Raw genomic sequence first — 18,433 nt, forward strand, 5'->3', positions numbered from 1 at the left:
GATCTGGTTCAACGAAAGTGGTGCACGAAACCGATCCGAAATCCGCCAGGCAGCAAACTCAGTACGAAGGGCGAGTCGCTGCGCTTCGCGCTCCAGATACCAATGCCGACGCCTAGGGCGGCACCGGCGAGTACGTCGGTCTGCCAGTGGCCGCGCACCTTCACGCGTGCCACGGCGTCATAGGCGGGCAGCAGCGCCAGTGCGTATATCGCAGGGTGTTCCTCGCCGTAGTTGACGATGAATGGCGTCACGGCTGCCGAGATGAGGGTCACTTCGCCGCTCGGGAAGCTGTGGTTCCCGGAACCCTTGAACCAACGATCCGGGTCGTCGGTCTTCGAGGGGCGTTCGCGGCGGAAGGCAAACTTCATGGCCGTGGATGCCGCCGCGCCAACCACCATGGAATCGACGGACCGCCAGAACGTGTCGCCAGTACGGTCCTGATCACCGAATGCCAGCGCGCCGCCCGCGACGGTGAGGATCGTTCCATAGCGCAGGATGTTCTGGTTCGAGATCTTCCAGATACCGCTGTTCTGCTTATGCACGCGGTGATCGATGCCGAGCGGCCCGCCGCCGGCGTGGGCCTGCAGCGGACAAAGCAACGCCATCGCCAGCGCACCACCCAGGATTAAACGTCGCATACGGCCTCCCCGCTGCCCGCGACCATGGCGGGCAGTCCTCGCTGCGATTAGACGCCCACCAGCTTAGTGCAAGCTGATGGGCGCGTTTCGCGAGCGAGGGCTACTACGGTCCCTAGCCGCCCAGCGCCGGATCGGACACGGAATCCCGGCCGGTTTCGATGTGACCGGCGAACCGCCGGGAGAACAGCTCATCCGTGTCGCAGGTGGCCGTCAGGTCATACCAGTGATCGCAGCCGCCGATATCGAAATGGCTTTCGACGCGCTGCCCGGGGAGCAGCCAGTAGCGGCGCGGCGGCGTGCGCAGGTAGTCGTTGGCTTCGATGGTGATCGCGCAGGGGCGGCCGCCACCGTTGCTCAGCACGAGGTGCAGTTCGCCGGAGCGGCGCCCCTGCGTCAGGGAGACCTCGGGCAAAGCGATCCGTCGGCGGTCGGCACCCGCATCGGGCTGCTTGCCGCTGAACTGGCGCATGAAGCCATTCGGCCCGATCACGGTCAGGTCATAGGCATCGCCACTGTTCGAGCTGGTCCAGTAGTCGGAAAGCGACTTCCCGGCCTCGACCGTATACGTCCACGGGCCATCGCCACGCAGGGTCGAATTCACATTGAAGCAGGCGCCCATGCCCCCGGAATTGTTGAAGTTCAGTACATATCCGCCCTGTTCCTGATCGACCTTGCCGGTCACCTCGAGCGCATAGGCGAGCGCCCGGGCCGGCCGCTGACCACGCTCCTGACGGGGCAGCTTCTGCTGGGTGGGCGGTGTCGGGCTGAGGTCCGAATGGTCGCCACGATCCGGCTCGTACGAGCCCGTCGCCGGCAGGCGCGGCATGCGGCCATCGTGCCCGTCGAAGTCGAAAGCGCGGGTCAGGTCGCCGCACACGGCGCGACGCCACGCCGAGATGTTCGGCTCGTGCACGCCAAAGCGCTGTTCCAGGAAGCGCAGGATCGACGTGTGGTCGAAGGTTTCGGAGCAGACGTAGCCACCTTTGCTCCACGGCGAGATCACCAGCATCGGCACGCGCACGCCCAGGCCATACACGCCCGCGTTGAATCCATTGCCACCCGGATACACCTCGCCATCGACGCTCACGGTCGACAGGCCGCGATCGCGCGAAGCTGGCGGATACGCGGGCAGCAGGTGATCGAAGAAGCCGTCATTCTCGTCATACGTCACGAACAACGCCGTCTTGCTCCAGACCTCCGGATTGGACGTAAGCGCATCGAGCACACGATCCACGTACCAGGCGCCGTAATTCGCCGGCCAGCTCGGGTGTTCCGTATAGGCTTCCGGCGCGGCGATCCACGAGACCTGCGGCAGGCAATCGGCCAGCACATCGTTCTGCAGGATTTCGAACAGGTTCTGCCCGTTGAGCGTGTCGGTGCCAGTGCGCGCCTTGTCGTACAGCGGGTTGCCCGGCTCGGCCGTGCGGTACTGGTTGAAGTAGAGCAGCGAGTTGTCGCCGTAGTTGCCGATGTACGGGTTGGAACCCCAGCCCCAGCCGCCCGCGGCGTCGAGGCCCGTGCCGATGTCCTGGTAGATCTTCCACGACACGCCCGCCGCTTCAAGGCGCTCCGGGTAGGTCGTCCAGCCGTAGCCCAGCTCGGCGTTCGAGAGCACGGGGCCACCGCCCTGCCCGTCGTTGCCGACGTAGCCGGTCCACATGTAGTAACGGTTCGGATCGGTCGATGACAGGATCGAGCAGTGGTACGCGTCGCAGACGGTGAACGCATCGGCCAGCGCGTAGTGGAACGGGATGTCTTCGCGGGTGAGGTAGGCCATGGTGGTCGTGCCCTTCGCGGGCACCCACTGGTCGTACTTGCCAGCATTAAAAGCCGCCTGCGTATCGTTCCAGCCGTGCGGCAGGTCTTCGAGGAACTGCAGGCCCAGGTTGTCCGCCTGCGGGCGGAACGGCAGCAGGTAGTCGTCGCTGCCTGCCGTGACAGGCTGGTGCCAGACGGAGCGGCCGCTCGGCAACGTAATCGTCCGCGTATCGCCGAACCCGCGCACGCCGCGCATGCTGCCAAAGTAATGATCGAACGACCGGTTCTCCTGCATCAGGATCACCACGTGCTCGATGTCTTTCAGCGTACCCGTGCGCCGCGCCGCCGGCACGGCGAGGGCCTTCTGGATGGACGGCGGCAGCACCGACGCCGTGACTGCGGCGCCCGCGGCGCCAAGGGAAAGTTTCAGGAAATGCCGCCGGTCCTCGGAGGTCATGTATGTCCGCCTGCGCTAGGTTTTCCCCACTGCGCGGGCGATTGTCATGGCGGGTTGTGACAGTTTTTGCACCATTGGGGCGGCCGGCATCGCGGGCGCACCAAAGCGCCATGCGCGTCACATTTCAACGAGATCAGATGACGGCGGCCACCGCGACAGGCGGCGCCGCCGGAAGTGAAATGGTCAACGCGAACCGGCCCCGATCGCCATCGACATCGATCCGGCCGCCGGCTTGTTCGACGAGGGTCTTGACCCACCACAGGCCAACCCCGGTATGCGTTGTCGGGGAGCCCGAGACGAACGGCCGAACGACTTGCTCGGCAGTCACCAGCTCCAGGCCCGGACCGTCATCGGTGATCTCGAGGACCACTTCGCGGCCCTCATCGCGGGCATTCACGATGAACGTGCCGGCACCGGAAGCCGCGGCGTTATCGATGAGCCGGCCAAGCAACAATTCGAGCGCGGTGCCCGATATCCATGGACGCACATCAACGCCGCCAGGCCGGAGGTTGCCGCCCTGGGCCACGAAGTTCTCCCCTGCCCGCGCGAGCGCGACGCCAAGCATGGCCGTCGGCGTAGGCAGCATGGCGACTTCCATGTCCTGCAGCGCGCGGAAGATATCCTGGATCATGCGCGCATGGCGTTCGCATTCATCGGTGATGCGGCTTGCAAGGCGGCGCACCTCGTCGGGCTTCCCATGCTGCGCATACATCTCCACCAGCTCTGCGGTGGCCATGATCGCGCCCAGCGGGCTCCCGAGCGCGTGCCGTGCTTCACGGTAGAACGCGTGGACCGGGGTTGTCGGTGCCGGATGTTCCGCCAGATTCATTGCAAGGCCCCGGACCCGTGCCGTACACGGTACTCGGCAAGGCGGTTATAGATGGTGCGAACGCTGATGCCCAACACCCGCGCGGCACGCGCGCGATCGCCATCACAGGCGGCGATGGCGCCCATGATCGCGTCGTGTTCGATATCCGCAAGCCGGCGGATGCCATGCGGGGCGCCTGACGCGAGTGAGCCCGGAAGATCAAGGCGTAATTCGTCAACACAACACACGTAGGCGCGCTGTACCACCTGGCGCAGCTCGCGGACGTTGCCCGGCCACGCATACCCAGCCACCTGCTCGAAGGCATGGGCCGCGAAGCGCCTGGCAGTTCCGGCGCGTTCGTTGAGCTCAGCGAGCATGCGCGACGACAACAGTGGAATATCCGACGGCCGTTCGCGCAGCGCCGGCAGCCTGGCTTCATAGCCGGCAAGGCGGAAATAAAGATCGGCGCGCAAATGCCCTGATGCAATCGCCTCGCGTGGAACGCGGTTGGTGGCGCTCACGATGCGCACGTCGGCGACCTTACCCTCCGTTGCGCCCAGCGGAATGACTTCGCGCGATTCGAGGAAGCGCAGCAGCGCCGCCTGGACAGGCGCGGGCATGTCGGCCAGCTCGTCGATGAACAGGGTGCCACCTTCCGCCGCGCGGACCAACCCGTGGCGGCTCTCGTGCGCACCGGTGAAGCTCCCGCGTACATGGCCGAAAAGCTGGCTCGCGAGAAGGTCGGGGGCCAGCGCCGCCGCATTGATCGCAACGAACCGCCCGCGCCGGCCGCTGGCGTCATGGATGTGCCGCGCCGCGAGTTCCTTGCCCGTGCCACTTTCGCCGTGCAGGAGGACAGGCAGATCCAGCGTGGCGACGGTATTCAGCTCCCGGCGCACCGCGCGCATGACGAGCGACTGGCCGAGCAAGGTTTCAGCCTGGCCAGGCACGGCGCGGATGTCGTTGCTCGCGCGGATGTTCAGCGCGGCGCGCAGCGATGCCGAGGTGAATGGCTTGCCGAGGCAGATGGTCCCGGGAAGTACCTGGGCCAGCGATGCAGCGAGCGCCTGGTCACCGCTCATCACGATTTTCTTGTCGACCCTGGCGAAGTCCCGCTCGTGCAGAAGATCCAGGCCACAACCGTCGGGGAGGCCGATATCGATCAACGCGCCATCGAAAGAACGTTCGCTGACGGCAGCGCGGGCCTCGGCGCAGGTGCGCGCGGGGACGGCTTCCACCCCCGACGCCATGAGCAACTCGCACGCCGCCCTGGCGAACGAGGCGTCGTCTTCGAGTACGAGCATGGCGCCTGGTAGCTTCATTGTCCCTCCCACTGGGCTCGAGCATAGGGCACGGCTTGCTAGAAGTCTGTGCACGGGCCGTGCCGCTGGCGGCATTTCCGGCTGCAAGTCTTGCAGTCAATACGAGGCCGGGCCGCAAAAGTGTGAAATTCGGTCGATGGCAAACGATGCAGCCGTGGGGTGCAGGCCGTGCAGTCGCGCCATGCGAATACCGCGCCACGGCGCCGTTTTGCGGGTGGCATGGTCCATGCTCACTCAGGGCATGCCGAAGACACCGCCGCCCCAGGCCCCAGTAACCCTTTACATCCCCCACGGGCACGAGGGTCCGTTCGCCTGGCGCGTCCTGCAGGATTCGAATCGCGTGGGCGCCTTCATGACCCAGGACGAAGCCGTGCGCTTCGCGTTACGGCTGGCGGGAAGCATCCACCACTACCACGGCGTCGCCGTCCATCTCCGCCTCGAGGACGAGAAAGGCACATGGGAGGCCATGACGGCGTTTTCGAGCGAAGAGCCGCGTGACGGCGCCGCCATCGCGAACGCGACCAGCCGCGCCAGGCGAAGCCCTGATCCATAGGGCTCATCGGGCCCGGAACCGGCCTGGCGCCTGCCCCCGGCGATCCCCTTTTGGCCGAAGCTGAGCGACAATGTTGGCTCTGTCGAGCAAGGCCAACCTTGATGTCCCAGCCCCCGCCGCGCGATCCCGAAGCCGACCCGATGCTGACGCCCAGTCACCTCGACTTTCCGGTCGTGGGCATCGGCACGTCCGCGGGCGGCCTTGGCGCGCTGGTCAAGTTTTTCGAGGCCATGCCGGCGAACCCGGGCATGGCGTTCGTCATCGTGATGCACCTGTCGCCCAAGCACGACAGCATGGCCGACCAGATCCTGCAGCGCTCCACCTCCATGCCGGTGACCCAGGTCACGGAGGCCGTGCCGCTGCGGAGGAACGAGGTTTACGTGATCTCGCCGCGCAAGGCGCTGTCGATGAACGACGGCTACCTGCGGCTGACGGATCTGGCACGGGGCCAGGGCAAGCACGTCGCCATCGATTATTTCTTCCGCACGCTGGCCGAGGTACATCGCGAACGAGCGATTGCCGTGGTGCTGACCGGTACCGGCGCGGACGGCTCGGTGGGCATCGCGCGGATCAAGGAGCGCGGGGGCGTCACCATCGTCCAGCATCCCGACGATGCGGAATACGACCAGATGCCGCGTTCGGCGATAGCCACCGGTTCCGCCGATATCGTATTGCCCCTGTCCGATATTCCCGACCGGCTGTTCGCGCTCGGCCGCGACTCTACGCGTATATCGATTCCGCGCGTGGATCCGCGGGACACCGAGGGGAGCGATACACCGGATCTCTCGGAATCGGCGGTCAATGAAGAAGCGCTGCGCGACATCATGCTGATCCTGCGCACGAAGACCGGCCACGATTTCCGCTCGTACAAGCGTGCCACGGTTCTGCGCCGGATCGAGCGGCGGATGCAGATCAATGGGCTGACGACGCTTGCCGCGTATCGCTCGTACCTGCAGGAGCATTCGCATGAGCGCCCCGCGCTGCTGAAGGACATGCTCATCAGCGTCACCAATTTCTTCCGCGACCGCGAGGCCTTCGAGGCGCTGGAGCGCGATGTTATCCCGCACCTGATCGACCCTGCGGATGGGGACCAGCAGCTGCGCGCGTGGTGCGCCGGCTGCGCGACGGGCGAAGAGGCCTATTCCATCGCGATGCTTCTGGCCGAAGCAGCGGCGCCGAAGGACCTCCCGGTCCAGGTGTTCGCTACGGACATCGACGACGATGCCATCGTGTTTGCCCGGCACGGCAGCTACCCGGCTTCGGTCATCACCGATATCACGCCGTCACGCGTCGCCCGCTTCCTGGTACGCGACGAGAACCTGTACAAGCTGACCAAGCCGCTGCGCGAGCGGGTGATGTTCGCGCGGCATAACGTGCTGCAGGATCCGCCATTCTCCAAGCTCAACCTGATCACCTGCCGCAACCTGCTCATCTATCTCAACCGTGATGTGCAGGCGCATGTGCTTGAGATGTTCCACTTCGCCCTTAAGCCGGGCGGCTACCTTTTCCTCGGCAGTTCGGAATCCGCTGAGGTGGCGTCGAAGTACTTCTCGCCGGTGGACAAGAAGAACCGGATCTACCGCGCCACCCGCATCCCCCGCTCTGGCCTCTACCTGCAGGCACCGTCCCGGCAGTTGCCGGTGCAGCCCAACCTCGGCCTGGCGGCGGCGGAAGCCAGCCAGGACCGCGGTACGAGGGCCCTGGGCGACATCCACCGCAAAGCGCTCGAGGAACAGCTTCCCCCCAGCATCCTGGTCGACCACGACGGGCATATCGCCCACATGTCTCCGACCGCTGGCGAGTTCCTGCGCATCTCGGGTGGGGCGCCGTCGTATCAGATCACCGGGCTGATCGTGCCTGAGCTGCGCCTGGAACTGCGCGCATCGCTGTACCGCGCCGCACAGAACGATCGCCCCGTGCGCTCGCGTGCCGTGCCGTGGTCGCGCCAGGGCGAGCCGATGACTGTCAGCGTCGAGGTCAGGCCGGTTCACGTGGCCGGGGCTAACCATGGCCTCACGCTCGTCATCTTCCACGAAGGCCCTGCCGAAAAAGGCGCCCCCGACAGTGGCGACCAGGAGCAGCCGCCGCTGCTCCTGCAGCTCGAGGAGGAGCTGCGCCGCGCGAAGGAACAGCTCCAGATCACGATCGAGGAGTCGGAGACCTCGAGCGAGGAGCTGAAGGCCTCGAATGAAGAATTGCAGTCGATCAACGAGGAGCTCCGCTCGGCGACGGAGGAGCTCGAGACCAGCAAGGAAGAGCTCCAGTCGATCAACGAAGAGCTGATCACGGTAAATCACGAACTGAAGCTCAAGGTGGACGAGACGGCCAAGGTCAACGACGACCTGCATAACCTCGTCGCATCCACGGACATCGCCACGGTGTTCGTTGACCGCGACATGTGCATCAAGCGCTTCACCCCGCGCGCGGCGGATATCTTCCGCCTGATCTCCGCCGATGTCGGCCGCTCGCTGCTCGACCTGAACCACAGCCTGCACTACCCGGACCTGGCTTCCGATGCTGCACAGGCCTTCCAGGCGCTGCGCAGCATCGAGCGCGAGGTGGGCGGACAGGATGGCCGCTGGTACATCGTGCGCATCCTGCCGTATCGCACCGCCGAGGATCGCATCGAGGGTGCCGTACTCACCTTCATCGATATCACCCGCCGCCGCGCGGCCGAAGAAGCCGCGCGCAGCAGCGAGGAACGCATGCGGCTGATCGCCGACAGTGCGACCGACTATGCGTTCATCAACACCGACGCCGAGGGCATCATCACGCTCTGGAGCCGGGGCGCCGAGCGGATCTACCACCACTCCGCCGCCGACGCGATCGGCCAGCATGCGGATCTGATCTTCACGCCCGAGGACCGCGTCCACGGTGTATACCGCCGTGAGATGGAGATCGCCCTTGCCGAGGGCCGTGCTACCAGTGACCGCTGGCACGTGCGCTCGGATGGCCAGCGCATCTTCTGCAGCGGCATCACCGTGTCGCTGAACCAGGGTGGATTCCACGGCTTCGCCAACATCTCGCGCGACACGACCGCGAGCAAGCAGCGGGAACGCGAGCGCGAAGACCTGCTCACGGCGGAGAAAGCCTCGCGCGAACAGGCGCAGAACGCGGTCGAGCTGAAAGACCAGTTCCTCGCCGTGATGTCGCACGAGCTGAAGCATCCGCTCAACCTGATCCTCATGAACGCCGAGCTCATCGCACGCTCGTCGAGCACGAAGAAGGACACGGCGACCCGCTCAGCAGCGGAATCGATCCGGCGCACGGTCGAGGGCCAGGCGCAGATCATCGACGACCTGCTCGATCTGTCCCGCCTCAACACGGGCAAGCTCACCCTCGCCCTCACCGCCGTCAACCTCTCCGAATGCATCCGCCGCATCGCCGACGGCATGGAAGAACAGCTCGCACGCCGGCACATGAGCCTTGAGCTCCAGTTGCCAGAAGGTGACCTTGTCATCTCGGCCGACGCAACGCGCATCGACCAGGTGATCTGGAACCTCATGAGCAACGCGGTGAAGTTCGGCCGCGACGGCGGCCGTATCCGTATCGCGCTCGAGGTGGGGGACACCGAGGCGACGCTGGAGGTGGAGGACGATGGCACCGGCATGCCGCCGGAACTGGTGAACCGTGCATTCAACATGTTCGAGCAGGGCCATAATCGTCGATCGCCTGCGGCCGGGCTCGGCATTGGCCTCGCACTCGTGCGCGATCTCGTGCAGTTGCACGGTGGTTCGGTCGACGCGCGGTCGGAAGGCCTCGGCAAGGGTGCGACCTTCACGGTCCGCCTGCCTCTCGGTCCCACCACGCTTGCCCTCGACGAGCCGGGCGGGCGCAAGGCAAGCCGGCGCTCCGTCTTGCACGATCGGCGCGTGCTCATCGTCGATGATTCCCTTGAACTGCTGGGGCCTTTCTCCGAGTTGCTCGGCATGGAAGGCGCCACCGTCACGACGGCAAGCACGGGCAAGGAAGCGCTGGAACACCTTGCCCAAGGCATCTTCGACACCTTGCTTTCCGACATCGGCATGCCCGACATGGACGGGTACGAACTGATCGGCAAGGTGCGCGCGATGCCGAACCACAACGGTCTGATCGCGGTAGCCCTGACCGGCTTCGGCCGCCAGGTCGACCAGCGCAAGGCGCTGGAAGCCGGCTTTGATGCGCATCTTGGCAAGCCGGTATCCCTGGCGACCTTGACCAGCACCCTCGCAGGTTTGATCGAGGCGCGGTCCGGGCCTGCGTAGACCAGGCATAAAAATAGGTCCCGGACGCTGGTGTACCGGGACCTGCCTGCCCGTTAAAAGGCGGGGGAAGCCGTCTGCAGGCCGGCGCACTATGGGGTGCGATGGTGGTGTGCGATGTGATCCGCCGCGAGGTCGCTCTTCACACTGCTGAACGGCTGGGCGAGCCCCGGCCCGCTGGATGCCCGGTCGTGGGAGCGCGCTTACGCGCGATGGGGTTTGCCGCAAGACCCATCGCGCGCAAGCGCGCTCCCACAACGGCTGTTACGGCGCGGCGGAGGTCACGCGCCACACCGTATTGCCCACGTCGTCCGCGATCAGCAGCGCACCGTCCTTGTCGAAGGTCACGCCGACCGGCGCGCCGAACAGCTGCTTTTCATCCTTCGAGTAGAAGCCGCTGACCAGCGTCTCGGGCTTGCCGACGGGCTTGCCATCCTGGAAGGCGACGAACACGACGGCGTAGCCGCTGAGCGGCGAGCGATCCCAACTGCCGTGCTCACCGACGAAGGCGCCGACCTGGTACTTCGCGGGCAGCGCATTTTTTTGCGAAAGCGTCAGGCCCAATGCAGCTACGTGGGAGCCCAACGCATAGTCCGGCGGGATGGCCTTCGCCACCATGTCCGGCCGCTGCGGCATCACCCGCGTGTCGACGTGCTGGCCGTAGTAGCTGTAGGGCCAGCCGTAGAACGCGCCCTCGGTCACGCTGGTCATGTAATCGGGCACGAGGTCCGCGCCGATTTCATCGCGCTCGTTGGCGATGGCCCAGAGCTTGTTCGTGGTCGGATCCCACGCGAGCCCGGTGGGGTTACGAATGCCCGAGGCGTAGATGCGGCTGCCGCGGCTGGCCACGTCCACCTCGAGCACGTTCGCCCGGCGGTATTCGATTTCCTGGCCGTTCTCGGTGATGTTGCTGTTCGAGCCCACGCCCACGTAGAGCTTGGTGCCATCGGCGTTAGCCTGGAGTGCCTTGGTCCAGTGGTGGTTGACGGTGGAAGGCAGGTCGGTGAACTCCACGCCGGGTGCCGTGATCTCGGTCTGGCCATCGGTATACGGGAAGGTCACGATCGCATCGGTGTTCGCCACGTAGAGCGTGCTACCGATCAACTGCACGCCGAACGGGGAATGCAGGCCCTTGATGAAGACATGCTTCTCCCACTCGCCGGAGCCGCCCTTGCGCAGGAGCGTGATCTGGTTGCCGCCCTTGGCACCCTTGCCCGACTTGTTCTTCACCATGCCGGCGATCAACTGCTTGGGCGTGGTGACGGCCTCCTCGCCGGGGCCGTTGGACTCGACGACAAGCACGTCGCCATTCGGCAGGGTCAGCAATTGCCGCGGATGCTTCAGGTCACCGGCGATCTTTTCGATCTTCAGGCCGGGGGCGACGGTGGGCATCGCACCGTCCTTCCACCCGGCGAAATCGGGCACCTGCATCGGCGGCACCAGGAAGTTCTGCGCCTTGGGCATGGACGGGTTGCCGCCGGACTGGTCGGCCGCGCTTTGCGAGGCCTTTTCAGCACAGCCGCCGAGCATGGCCATGCAGGCCAGGGCGAGAGCGCCACGGTAGAGATGCTTAGACATGGTTGTATCCCCGGTCCGTGGAGTAGCGCACGGCGATGATGACGTGGCCGATGGCGATGAGCAGCACCGTGAGCACGGAGAGCCACATCCCCGCCGGCATGATCGCGTAGGCATCGCGGCTGTGGACGAAGGCGTTGAGGATCGCCGCGACGATCGCGACGAAGTTCAGCCAGAAATCGACGTGGTCCGCACCCGTGCTGAAACGGCGCGAGGTGATCCAGACCTGGGCCAGGTTGACCAGGCGCGGGATGATCGCGAGCAGCAGGCCGAGGGTAATCAGCCAGGCCGCGGCCTTGACCCAGAGGATGGTGCCGGTCTTCGCGTAGATGATGTCGAAGATCATCGCGGCGACGAAGAAGCCGAACGGGATGGGATTGAGGAGGCCGTAGATGGCATTGGCCACGGCGGAACGGCGTGGTGCGGCTGGGTAGCTCATGGGTTTAGTGCCCCTGGGAAGTCCAGCGGATAGTAGGCCCGCCCTACGTCTAGGCCTTGTATGGATCCCCCGGCGCATGTGCGAGCGCGCGCAAGCACGCTCCCACACGTGTACGCTTGGCGGCTACTTTCGAGCCCCGGGCACCCCATGGCACTCAAATCCACGGTCTTCAAGGCGGACCTCCAGGTCAGCGACATGGACCGCCACTACTACCAGGGCCACGCCCTGACCATCGCCCAGCACCCCTCGGAGACCGATGAGCGGATGATGGTCCGCGTCCTGGCCTTCGCCTTGAACGCCGACGAATCGCTGGTGTTCGGCAAGGGCATCAGCTCCGACGACGAGCCGGACCTGTGGCGCAAGGAACTCACGGGCGAGGTCGACCTGTGGATCGAGCTGGGCCAGCCGGATGAGCAGCGCATCCGCCGCGCGGCCGGGCGCGCCAACCGGGTGATCATTTACACCTACAGCGGCCGTGGCGCCGAGGTGTGGTGGAAGAAGATGTCATCGGCGGTGGCACGGACGAAGAACGTCACGGTCATCGATGTGGCACCGGCCACGGTCGATGCCCTGGCGGCGCTCACCGAGCGCACGATGCAATTGCAGTTCATGGTCCAGGACGGCCACGCGCAGGTCATCAGCGGCGAAACGGTGATCCCGATCGAACTGACGACGCTGGCGTGAGTGCTTCGCCGTAGCGTATTTGTGGGAGCGCGCTTGCGCGCGATGGACTTGCGGGAGAGCATCGCTCGCAAGCTCACTCCCACAAGATCTCTTAAGTCGCCCGGTTCAGCGCGTGCGAGCCGGTCAGGATCATGCGCAGCATCTGCGAGATCTCTTCGATCAATTCCGGATCGCGTTCGGGCGGCTGGTCCATCGCGATGGCGCCCATGGCGAACACCAGTCGGGTGATCGCGCGGGCGACCAGCTGGGGCTGGTAGAGGGTCGCCCCATCTGCCGCGGCCAGGCGAATCAGGTCGACGCGGAGCTCGTCCTCGAAGTAGGCGAGCTCCCGCTCGACCGCGTGCTTGAAGTCATCCGAGCCGACGGCGCCCTCGCGTAGCAGGACGTGGAGCAGCTTGTCGTCCGCGCGCAGCTGCTCCATGAAGGTCTCGACCGAGACCCGGATGACGCTCCGCTCGGTCGACGTCGCCCGCTCGCGTGCCTGGCCAATGATCGTGCGCAGCGAGCTACCCGCCAGGTCGATCAGGGCCACGGACAGCTCCCCCATGTCGCGGAACTGGCGGTAGAAGCTGTTCGGCGCGATTCCCGCCTCGCGGGCCACCTCGCGCAGGCTCACCGTCGACAGGCTGCGGTTCGGCCCGATGATTTTCAGGGTCGCGGCCAGCAGGTCTTCGCGCGAAATCGCACCCTTTCGGGCGGGAGGCGCGTCGGCGGTCGGCAGGAGAAGGCTGGATGACATGGCGGGGCCCGTTCGTTCGAGGAGAAATGATACCTCGGTCAAGAAATATACATGTGTATACACATTCGTATATGTGTTCGTATAGTATGGGCCCATGAACGCTGCCCTCCCCGCCCCCAAACCCCGCTGGCCGCTGCGCCTGGCCCGGCGCGCGGTCTCCCCGGCCCTGTTCGACTTCTGGGCCACCCGGGTCAACCGGCTCTGGACCCTGGAACAGCCGTTGGCGCGCCTTGTCTCAAGGACCGCCGCGAGCCGTGACGCGGTGACCCTGGTCTTCCGCCCGAACGGCCACTGGGCCGGGATGCGCGCCGGCCAGCACGTGAATATCGGCGTGACCATCGCTGGGCGCCGGCTTGTGCGCAGCTACAGCCCCACCTCGCTCGCCGATGGCACGCTGGCCATCACCGTCAAGGCCATCGACGGCGGACTGGTCAGCACGTACCTGGCGCGCGACGCACGGGTGGGCGAGATCATCAGCCTCGATCCGGCCTTCGGCGCGATGACCCTCGCGGCCGCTGGCGAAGACCTGCTGCTCCTGGCCGCCGGCAGTGGCATTACGCCCATGCGAGCGCTGCTGCGCGACCTTGCGGACCGTGGCATGCCGCGGAACGTGGATCTCTTCTACTGGGCACGCCAGCAGGACGAGCTTTGTTTCGTCGATGAGCTGGACGCGCTTGCAGCGGCCCATCCGCGCCTGCGCGTGCATTTCCTGCTGACCCGAGAAGGCACCACGCCTGCCGCGCGTGTCGACCAGACGTCGTTCGGGGCGGTGTCGGCGCTCGACCAGCGCCGCGTCCTCGCCTGCGGCCCGGGCGGCTTCGTCGAGGCGGCGCGTGTGCGTCTCGCTGGCCAGGTCGCCAGCTTTGAGGCCGAGGCGTTCAGTCTCCCAGCGGCCATCGGAATGGAAGAAGCAGGCGAAGTGGACGTGCACCTTGCCCGCAGCGGCCGCACCTTGAAGCTTTCCCGCAACCAGTCCCTGCTCGAGGGCCTGGAAGCCCAGGGCGTCCGCCCGGCGCATGGCTGCCGCATGGGCATCTGCAACAGCTGCGCGTGCGAACGCCAGACCGGCACCACCCGCCACCTTCTCACCGGTGACCGCAGCAGCGAACCGTCGACGCAGCTTCGCCTTTGCGTCAGCGCGCCGACCACCGACCTGATCCTGGATCTTTGAGACCGACATGAGCCGTACTCGCAACCGCACCCTCTCCGCTGTCGAGCTCGATGCGTTCGGCGCCGAACTCGATGCACTGCGCGCACGCGTCCAGGCCGATATTGGCCCGAGTGACGCGCGTTATATCCGTCGCGTCGTCGCAGGCGTGCGCTGGACCGGCGTCCTGGGCCGCGCACTGCTGTTCCTCGGCGCTTTCGTCCATACCGTGCTCGTGCCCGCGTGGATCCTCGGCACCCTGCTGCTTGGCCTGTCCAAGATCCTCGAGAACATGGAGCTCGGCCACAACGTCATCCACGGCCAGTACGACTGGATGAACGACCCGAAGCTCAACGGCAAGACCTACGAGTGGGACATTGTCGCCACGTCGCGGGCCTGGCGGAAGACGCACAACTTCCAGCACCACACGTACACCAACGTGCGCGGCATGGACGACGACATCGGCTACGGCCTGCTGCGCATCTTCCCTGAGCAGCGCTGGCGCCCGTTCTACCTGATGCAGCCGGCGATCGCAGTGGTCTTTGCCTTGTTGTTCCAGTGGGGCGTGGCGATCCAGGACCTGCGCGTCGGCCGCTTGTTCGCTGGCAAGATGAAGTTCCGCGACCTGCGCCGGGCGTTCCGCCCCGTCGGTCGCAAGATGGGCAAGCAGCTGCTGAAGGATTACGTGGTGTTCCCGCTGCTCGCCGGCCCGTTCTTCCTGCCGGTGCTGCTCGGCAACCTGGTCGCCAACGGCCTCCGCAACGTGTGGACTTACGTGATCATCTTCTGCGGCCACTTCACCGCGGATGCCGAAGTGTTCCCGAAGGAAGTGCTGCGTAACGAAACCCGCGGTCACTGGTACCTGCGTCAGCTGCGCGGTTCTTCCAACATCAGCGGCGGCAAGGTGATCGACGTGCTGTCGGGCAACCTGAGCCACCAGATCGAGCACCACTTCTATCCGGACCTCCCGGCCAATCGCTACGCGGCCATGGCCGTCGAAGTGCGCGAGATCTGCGCTCGCTATGGCCAGCACTACAACACCGGCTCCCTGCCGCGCCAGTTCGGCCAGGTCGTCTGGCGCATCCTGCGCCACGCGCTGCCCAGCCGTCCGCGCGCCGTGCGCATCCGCAAGGAAGTGCCGGCGACCTGATCGCGCGACACATCGGCACACCCTGATCGCCCGCACGAGTCATCGCGCGGGCGATTTGCTTCGCGGCGCTGCTTTTCGAGAAATCCCTCACGGTGGTGTCGCTCGTCATACGCAAGGGCGCGCGCGAGGCGTGAACAGCCGCCAACACGCGCGGAAGTCAGAAAACGCCTACGCAATGGGGCGGGCACCGCCAAGAGTGCGATGCCATACCATCTTCCAACCCACCACTCATTGTGTCGAAGACTCTCATGGCGGCAAGATCGCAAGAACTTCAAACCACGCTGTCGCGTCGTCATCTGCCGGCAGCGCGTCACGCGGTACATATCCAGGAAGATCGCACGCAAATGCAAACGCGCATGACCAAGTTGGAAAACGACGTACATCACCTTCGCGACGACGTCGATGTCATCAAGGGCGACGTACGGGAAATCAAATCCCGGGTCGGGTCGCTCGAGTGCACGGTAACCAGGCTCGAGCAGAAGATCGACAGCTCGGTCGAGAGGCTCGACGCCAAGATCGATAGCGCGGTCGAAAGGCTCGACACCAAAATCGACGGGGCTGTAGCCCGGCTCGATGCCAAGATCGATGGCACGACCTCGCTCATCATGGAAAAACTCAACGGCATCTCGCAGGCGCTCACGCGTTACCCGACCAAATTGCAGGTCGCCCTTTGGGCCGGCGGCACCCTGACCGCCCTGCTCGGCATCGCCGTGGGCTTCGTCGGCATCCTGCTGCGGCTGAACGGCCAGCCGCTGATGGCCGAAGCGGCTGACACGCTCAGGGGGCACTGAGCCGCTGAACATCAGCCGCGGGTTCCGTACGGTGCGGCGATCGTCGCATCAGTTTCCTGGCACGCCCGTGTTATCGGCGTCGAGGCGTGCGCGGATCCGCGCACCCGCGGCGTCGAGCATCTGTCCTATTTCCTTCCAGGTCAGCGTTTCCTTCTTTGCCTTGTCGGAGACCAGCGGATCAACGGATACGGCTATCTGCTTCCCGGATGGGTCAAGCAACTCCGCTTCGATGGTCGCCGAACCCAGGTTGACGTTAGGTCCGGCGGTGGCGGCATCCTTGACCGCACCGGCCACGAAGCCGATCGGCGTGTAGCCCAGGATCCCGCGCTTTTTCTTTTGCGCTTCGACCTGGGTAATGGCGATGCGCAAGCGGAGCACATCGGGGCCTGCCGCGTCGACCACCGGGTAGGCGGGTTCAAGATGCTTCACAATGGCGGATCGAAAGTTCTTCGTGACCGCGGCGAGCTCGTCGGGATCGATGCCCTGATAGCTCGAGTCCTTCGCGTACCAGACGAGGATCGGATCCAGCTCCACCTTGGTAAAGCCTTTGAGCGATGCCCCTGGCGCGATGTAGATAGACGCTCCCGGGTGTTTCGGGTCCGGCTGGAGGGTTGGATAGCTCTCGAGGAAGCCGCTGGGCGGCGGATCCGCCGCTATGCATGGGAACGAAACAAGCGCGAGCAGCGCCGATAACGCAAACACGGACGGGCGCATGGCAGCGCTCCTCGTAGGCAGGTGGCGCTACGTTAGTCCGATGTATCGCGTGGGCATTCCGTAATCCCGAGCGCCCGAAGTCCGTAGTAATACCTATGGCACCGAGTGCAAAGCCGTATAGCCAGATCCCGGCCAGGGCCATCACTCGTCGCGGACAAGATCACCCAGATCAAGCGTATCGATGGCCACCGGCCCTGTCAGGCTGACCTGCGGCCTCACCGCGTCGCGTACCACGTCGCCAAGGATGATCCTCGATGCCGTGGCCTCGCCATCGGCTGGATAAAAAATGCCGTTTGCGCCACTGGGGCAGTTGGTGAGTTCGCCGACGAGGACTTGTTCGCCGTTCGAGTAAAGGTCCACGCGGATAAGCGAGAAGCCGCGGCTGAGCCGGGCCGCGGTGTCGAGCATCGCGGAGAGGTTATCCGGCCGGGCGACATCGATGGTTCCCCGCTCATAAACCAGGCCGAAATGCAGTGGCTGCCAGTCAAGGTCGAAGAAACGCCGGCAATGGCGCACGTGGCGATTCGCATCGACCTGGATCAGCCGAGGCGATCCATCCACGCAGAAGATCTTGTAGTCGATGAGGTCGTCCGCATCGAAGACCAGCGGCTCGACGATCACCTTGGGTTGCAGGTACCGATAATTTGGCTCGCGCGAACGTCGGTAATAGTTGAGCTGGAACCAGCGGCGGATACGCGCGAGATCCAGCGGCTCGCCGTCACGCCGGACGATGACTTCGCCACTCGCGTGCGTGGGCTTGATCACGCAACGTTCGGGGAAGACGTCGTCGCTCACCTCGCTGACATGCCGCAGGATTCGAGTGGTCGGGACGTTGAACGTGTCGCCCAGCGTGTCCCGCACGTAGACCTTCAGCAGCTCCTTATCCGTGACGAAGACGCGCAACGGATCCTGCAACTCCCCGGAAGCCTTCAGACGGTAAATGACATCGTTGACCAGCTGGCTTTCGCGCCGCGGCAGGCGCCTGTGCTGACGGAGGAAGCTGGCGAAATGCACGGTGGCGTCGATAAACGACCAGCTCGGCAGTCGCTGGACCAGGCTGCGTTTCGTGAACTTCGCTGACATCCCTGCACCCTCCCTGCCCGCCATCCGGGCGAGGCGGCGCAGACAGGTCGGGCCTGCGCGCCACCACGCATTTTCGGCAACCATAGCCGAATCCGGCAAGAAACGTGATGAATGACACAATCACGTTGCTGAACAGTCGAGGTTTACGGTGTGACGCACGTCCGTATCGGACGAAGTCTCCTGTGGGAGCGGGGGGGGGCGCGCGGGGGGGGGGGGGCCCCCCCAACCCCCCCCCCCCCCCCCCCCCCCCAAAAAAAAAACCCCCCCCCCCACCCCAACCCCCCCCCCAAACCCCCCCCACAAAAAACCAAAAAAAAACCACCACCCCCACACC

At 65.3% G+C, this 18,433-nt stretch carries 15 protein-coding genes; 6 read left to right on the forward strand and 9 right to left on the reverse strand.

Annotated features, from left to right (window positions below):
• Positions 1-8: 8 nt before the first annotated feature.
• The 4 genes from ACZ6YI_RS08865 to ACZ6YI_RS08880 all read right to left on the reverse strand — a co-directional run bounded on the left by ACZ6YI_RS08865 (position 9) and on the right by ACZ6YI_RS08880 (position 4,983).
• Positions 9-638, reverse strand: a complete 630-nt coding sequence (locus tag ACZ6YI_RS08865) for a phosphatase PAP2 family protein (protein WP_465778321.1) — start codon at positions 636-638, stop codon at positions 9-11.
• A gap of 112 nt (positions 639-750) precedes the next feature.
• Positions 751-2,853 (reverse strand): phosphocholine-specific phospholipase C, encoded by a 2,103-nt coding sequence (locus tag ACZ6YI_RS08870; protein ID WP_465778322.1) that lies wholly within the window; start codon positions 2,851-2,853, stop codon positions 751-753.
• Between the two features lie 133 nt (positions 2,854-2,986).
• Positions 2,987-3,682 (reverse strand): sensor histidine kinase, encoded by a 696-nt coding sequence (locus tag ACZ6YI_RS08875; RefSeq protein WP_465778323.1) that lies wholly within the window; start codon positions 3,680-3,682, stop codon positions 2,987-2,989.
• On the reverse strand, positions 3,679-4,983 hold the full coding sequence (locus ACZ6YI_RS08880) for a sigma-54-dependent transcriptional regulator (protein WP_465778324.1): 1,305 nt from the start codon (positions 4,981-4,983) through the stop codon (positions 3,679-3,681). Before ACZ6YI_RS08880 ends, ACZ6YI_RS08875 begins: the two co-directional genes overlap by 4 nt.
• A 226-nt stretch (positions 4,984-5,209) precedes the next feature.
• On the opposite strand from ACZ6YI_RS08880, the gene ACZ6YI_RS08885 reads away from it, so the two are divergent.
• Positions 5,210-5,536: a hypothetical protein gene (locus ACZ6YI_RS08885; protein WP_465778325.1), complete on the forward strand. Its 327-nt coding sequence runs from the start codon at positions 5,210-5,212 to the stop codon at positions 5,534-5,536.
• 101 nt (positions 5,537-5,637) lie between these two features.
• Positions 5,638-9,780 carry a chemotaxis protein CheB gene (locus ACZ6YI_RS08890; protein WP_465778326.1) on the forward strand — a complete coding sequence of 1,381 codons (4,143 nt, stop codon included), beginning with the start codon at positions 5,638-5,640 and terminating at the stop codon, positions 9,778-9,780.
• Positions 9,781-10,041: 261 nt separating this feature from the next.
• Here ACZ6YI_RS08890 and ACZ6YI_RS08895 read toward each other — a convergent pair whose 3' ends face one another.
• Both ACZ6YI_RS08895 and ACZ6YI_RS08900 read right to left on the reverse strand, forming a co-directional pair.
• Positions 10,042-11,355 carry a PQQ-dependent sugar dehydrogenase gene (locus ACZ6YI_RS08895; RefSeq protein ID WP_465778327.1) on the reverse strand — a complete coding sequence of 438 codons (1,314 nt, stop codon included), beginning with the start codon at positions 11,353-11,355 and terminating at the stop codon, positions 10,042-10,044.
• Positions 11,348-11,791, reverse strand: a complete 444-nt coding sequence (locus ACZ6YI_RS08900; RefSeq protein WP_465778328.1) for a DUF2231 domain-containing protein — start codon at positions 11,789-11,791, stop codon at positions 11,348-11,350. The genes ACZ6YI_RS08895 and ACZ6YI_RS08900 overlap by 8 nt, the downstream gene beginning before the upstream one ends.
• A gap of 147 nt (positions 11,792-11,938) precedes the next feature.
• Here ACZ6YI_RS08900 and ACZ6YI_RS08905 point away from each other — a divergent pair, with 147 nt between their 5' ends.
• Positions 11,939-12,475 (forward strand): YaeQ family protein, encoded by a 537-nt coding sequence (locus ACZ6YI_RS08905; protein ID WP_465778329.1) that lies wholly within the window; start codon positions 11,939-11,941, stop codon positions 12,473-12,475.
• A gap of 91 nt (positions 12,476-12,566) precedes the next feature.
• Here the strand turns inward: ACZ6YI_RS08905 and fabR are convergent, their stop codons facing one another.
• The gene (gene fabR, locus ACZ6YI_RS08910) at positions 12,567-13,214 is read right to left on the reverse strand and encodes an HTH-type transcriptional repressor FabR (RefSeq protein WP_465778330.1); all 648 of its coding nucleotides are present in this window, start codon (positions 13,212-13,214) and stop codon (positions 12,567-12,569) included.
• A 94-nt stretch (positions 13,215-13,308) separates the two neighbouring features.
• Here fabR and ACZ6YI_RS08915 point away from each other — a divergent pair, with 94 nt between their 5' ends.
• The 3 genes from ACZ6YI_RS08915 (at position 13,309) to ACZ6YI_RS08925 (ending at position 16,302) form a co-directional block, all read left to right on the forward strand.
• On the forward strand, positions 13,309-14,385 hold the full coding sequence (locus ACZ6YI_RS08915; protein WP_465778331.1) for a ferredoxin reductase: 1,077 nt from the start codon (positions 13,309-13,311) through the stop codon (positions 14,383-14,385).
• 7 nt (positions 14,386-14,392) lie between these two features.
• Positions 14,393-15,511 (forward strand): fatty acid desaturase family protein, encoded by a 1,119-nt coding sequence (locus ACZ6YI_RS08920; protein WP_440327500.1) that lies wholly within the window; start codon positions 14,393-14,395, stop codon positions 15,509-15,511.
• A 356-nt stretch (positions 15,512-15,867) separates the two neighbouring features.
• Positions 15,868-16,302, forward strand: coding sequence for a hypothetical protein (locus tag ACZ6YI_RS08925; RefSeq protein ID WP_465778332.1), 435 nt, complete (start codon positions 15,868-15,870; stop codon positions 16,300-16,302).
• Between the two features lie 48 nt (positions 16,303-16,350).
• On the opposite strand, the gene ACZ6YI_RS08930 is transcribed toward ACZ6YI_RS08925, so the two are convergent.
• A complete protein-coding gene (locus ACZ6YI_RS08930; protein ID WP_465778333.1) occupies positions 16,351-17,016 on the reverse strand; it encodes a DUF3313 domain-containing protein in 666 nt (221 codons plus the stop codon).
• Positions 17,017-17,157: 141 nt separating this feature from the next.
• Positions 17,158-18,099 carry an ATP-grasp fold amidoligase family protein gene (locus ACZ6YI_RS08935; RefSeq protein ID WP_465778334.1) on the reverse strand — a complete coding sequence of 314 codons (942 nt, stop codon included), beginning with the start codon at positions 18,097-18,099 and terminating at the stop codon, positions 17,158-17,160.
• Positions 18,100-18,433: the final 334 nt, after the last annotated feature.

It is taken from the genome of Luteibacter sp. NPDC104163, from assembly GCF_055584245.1.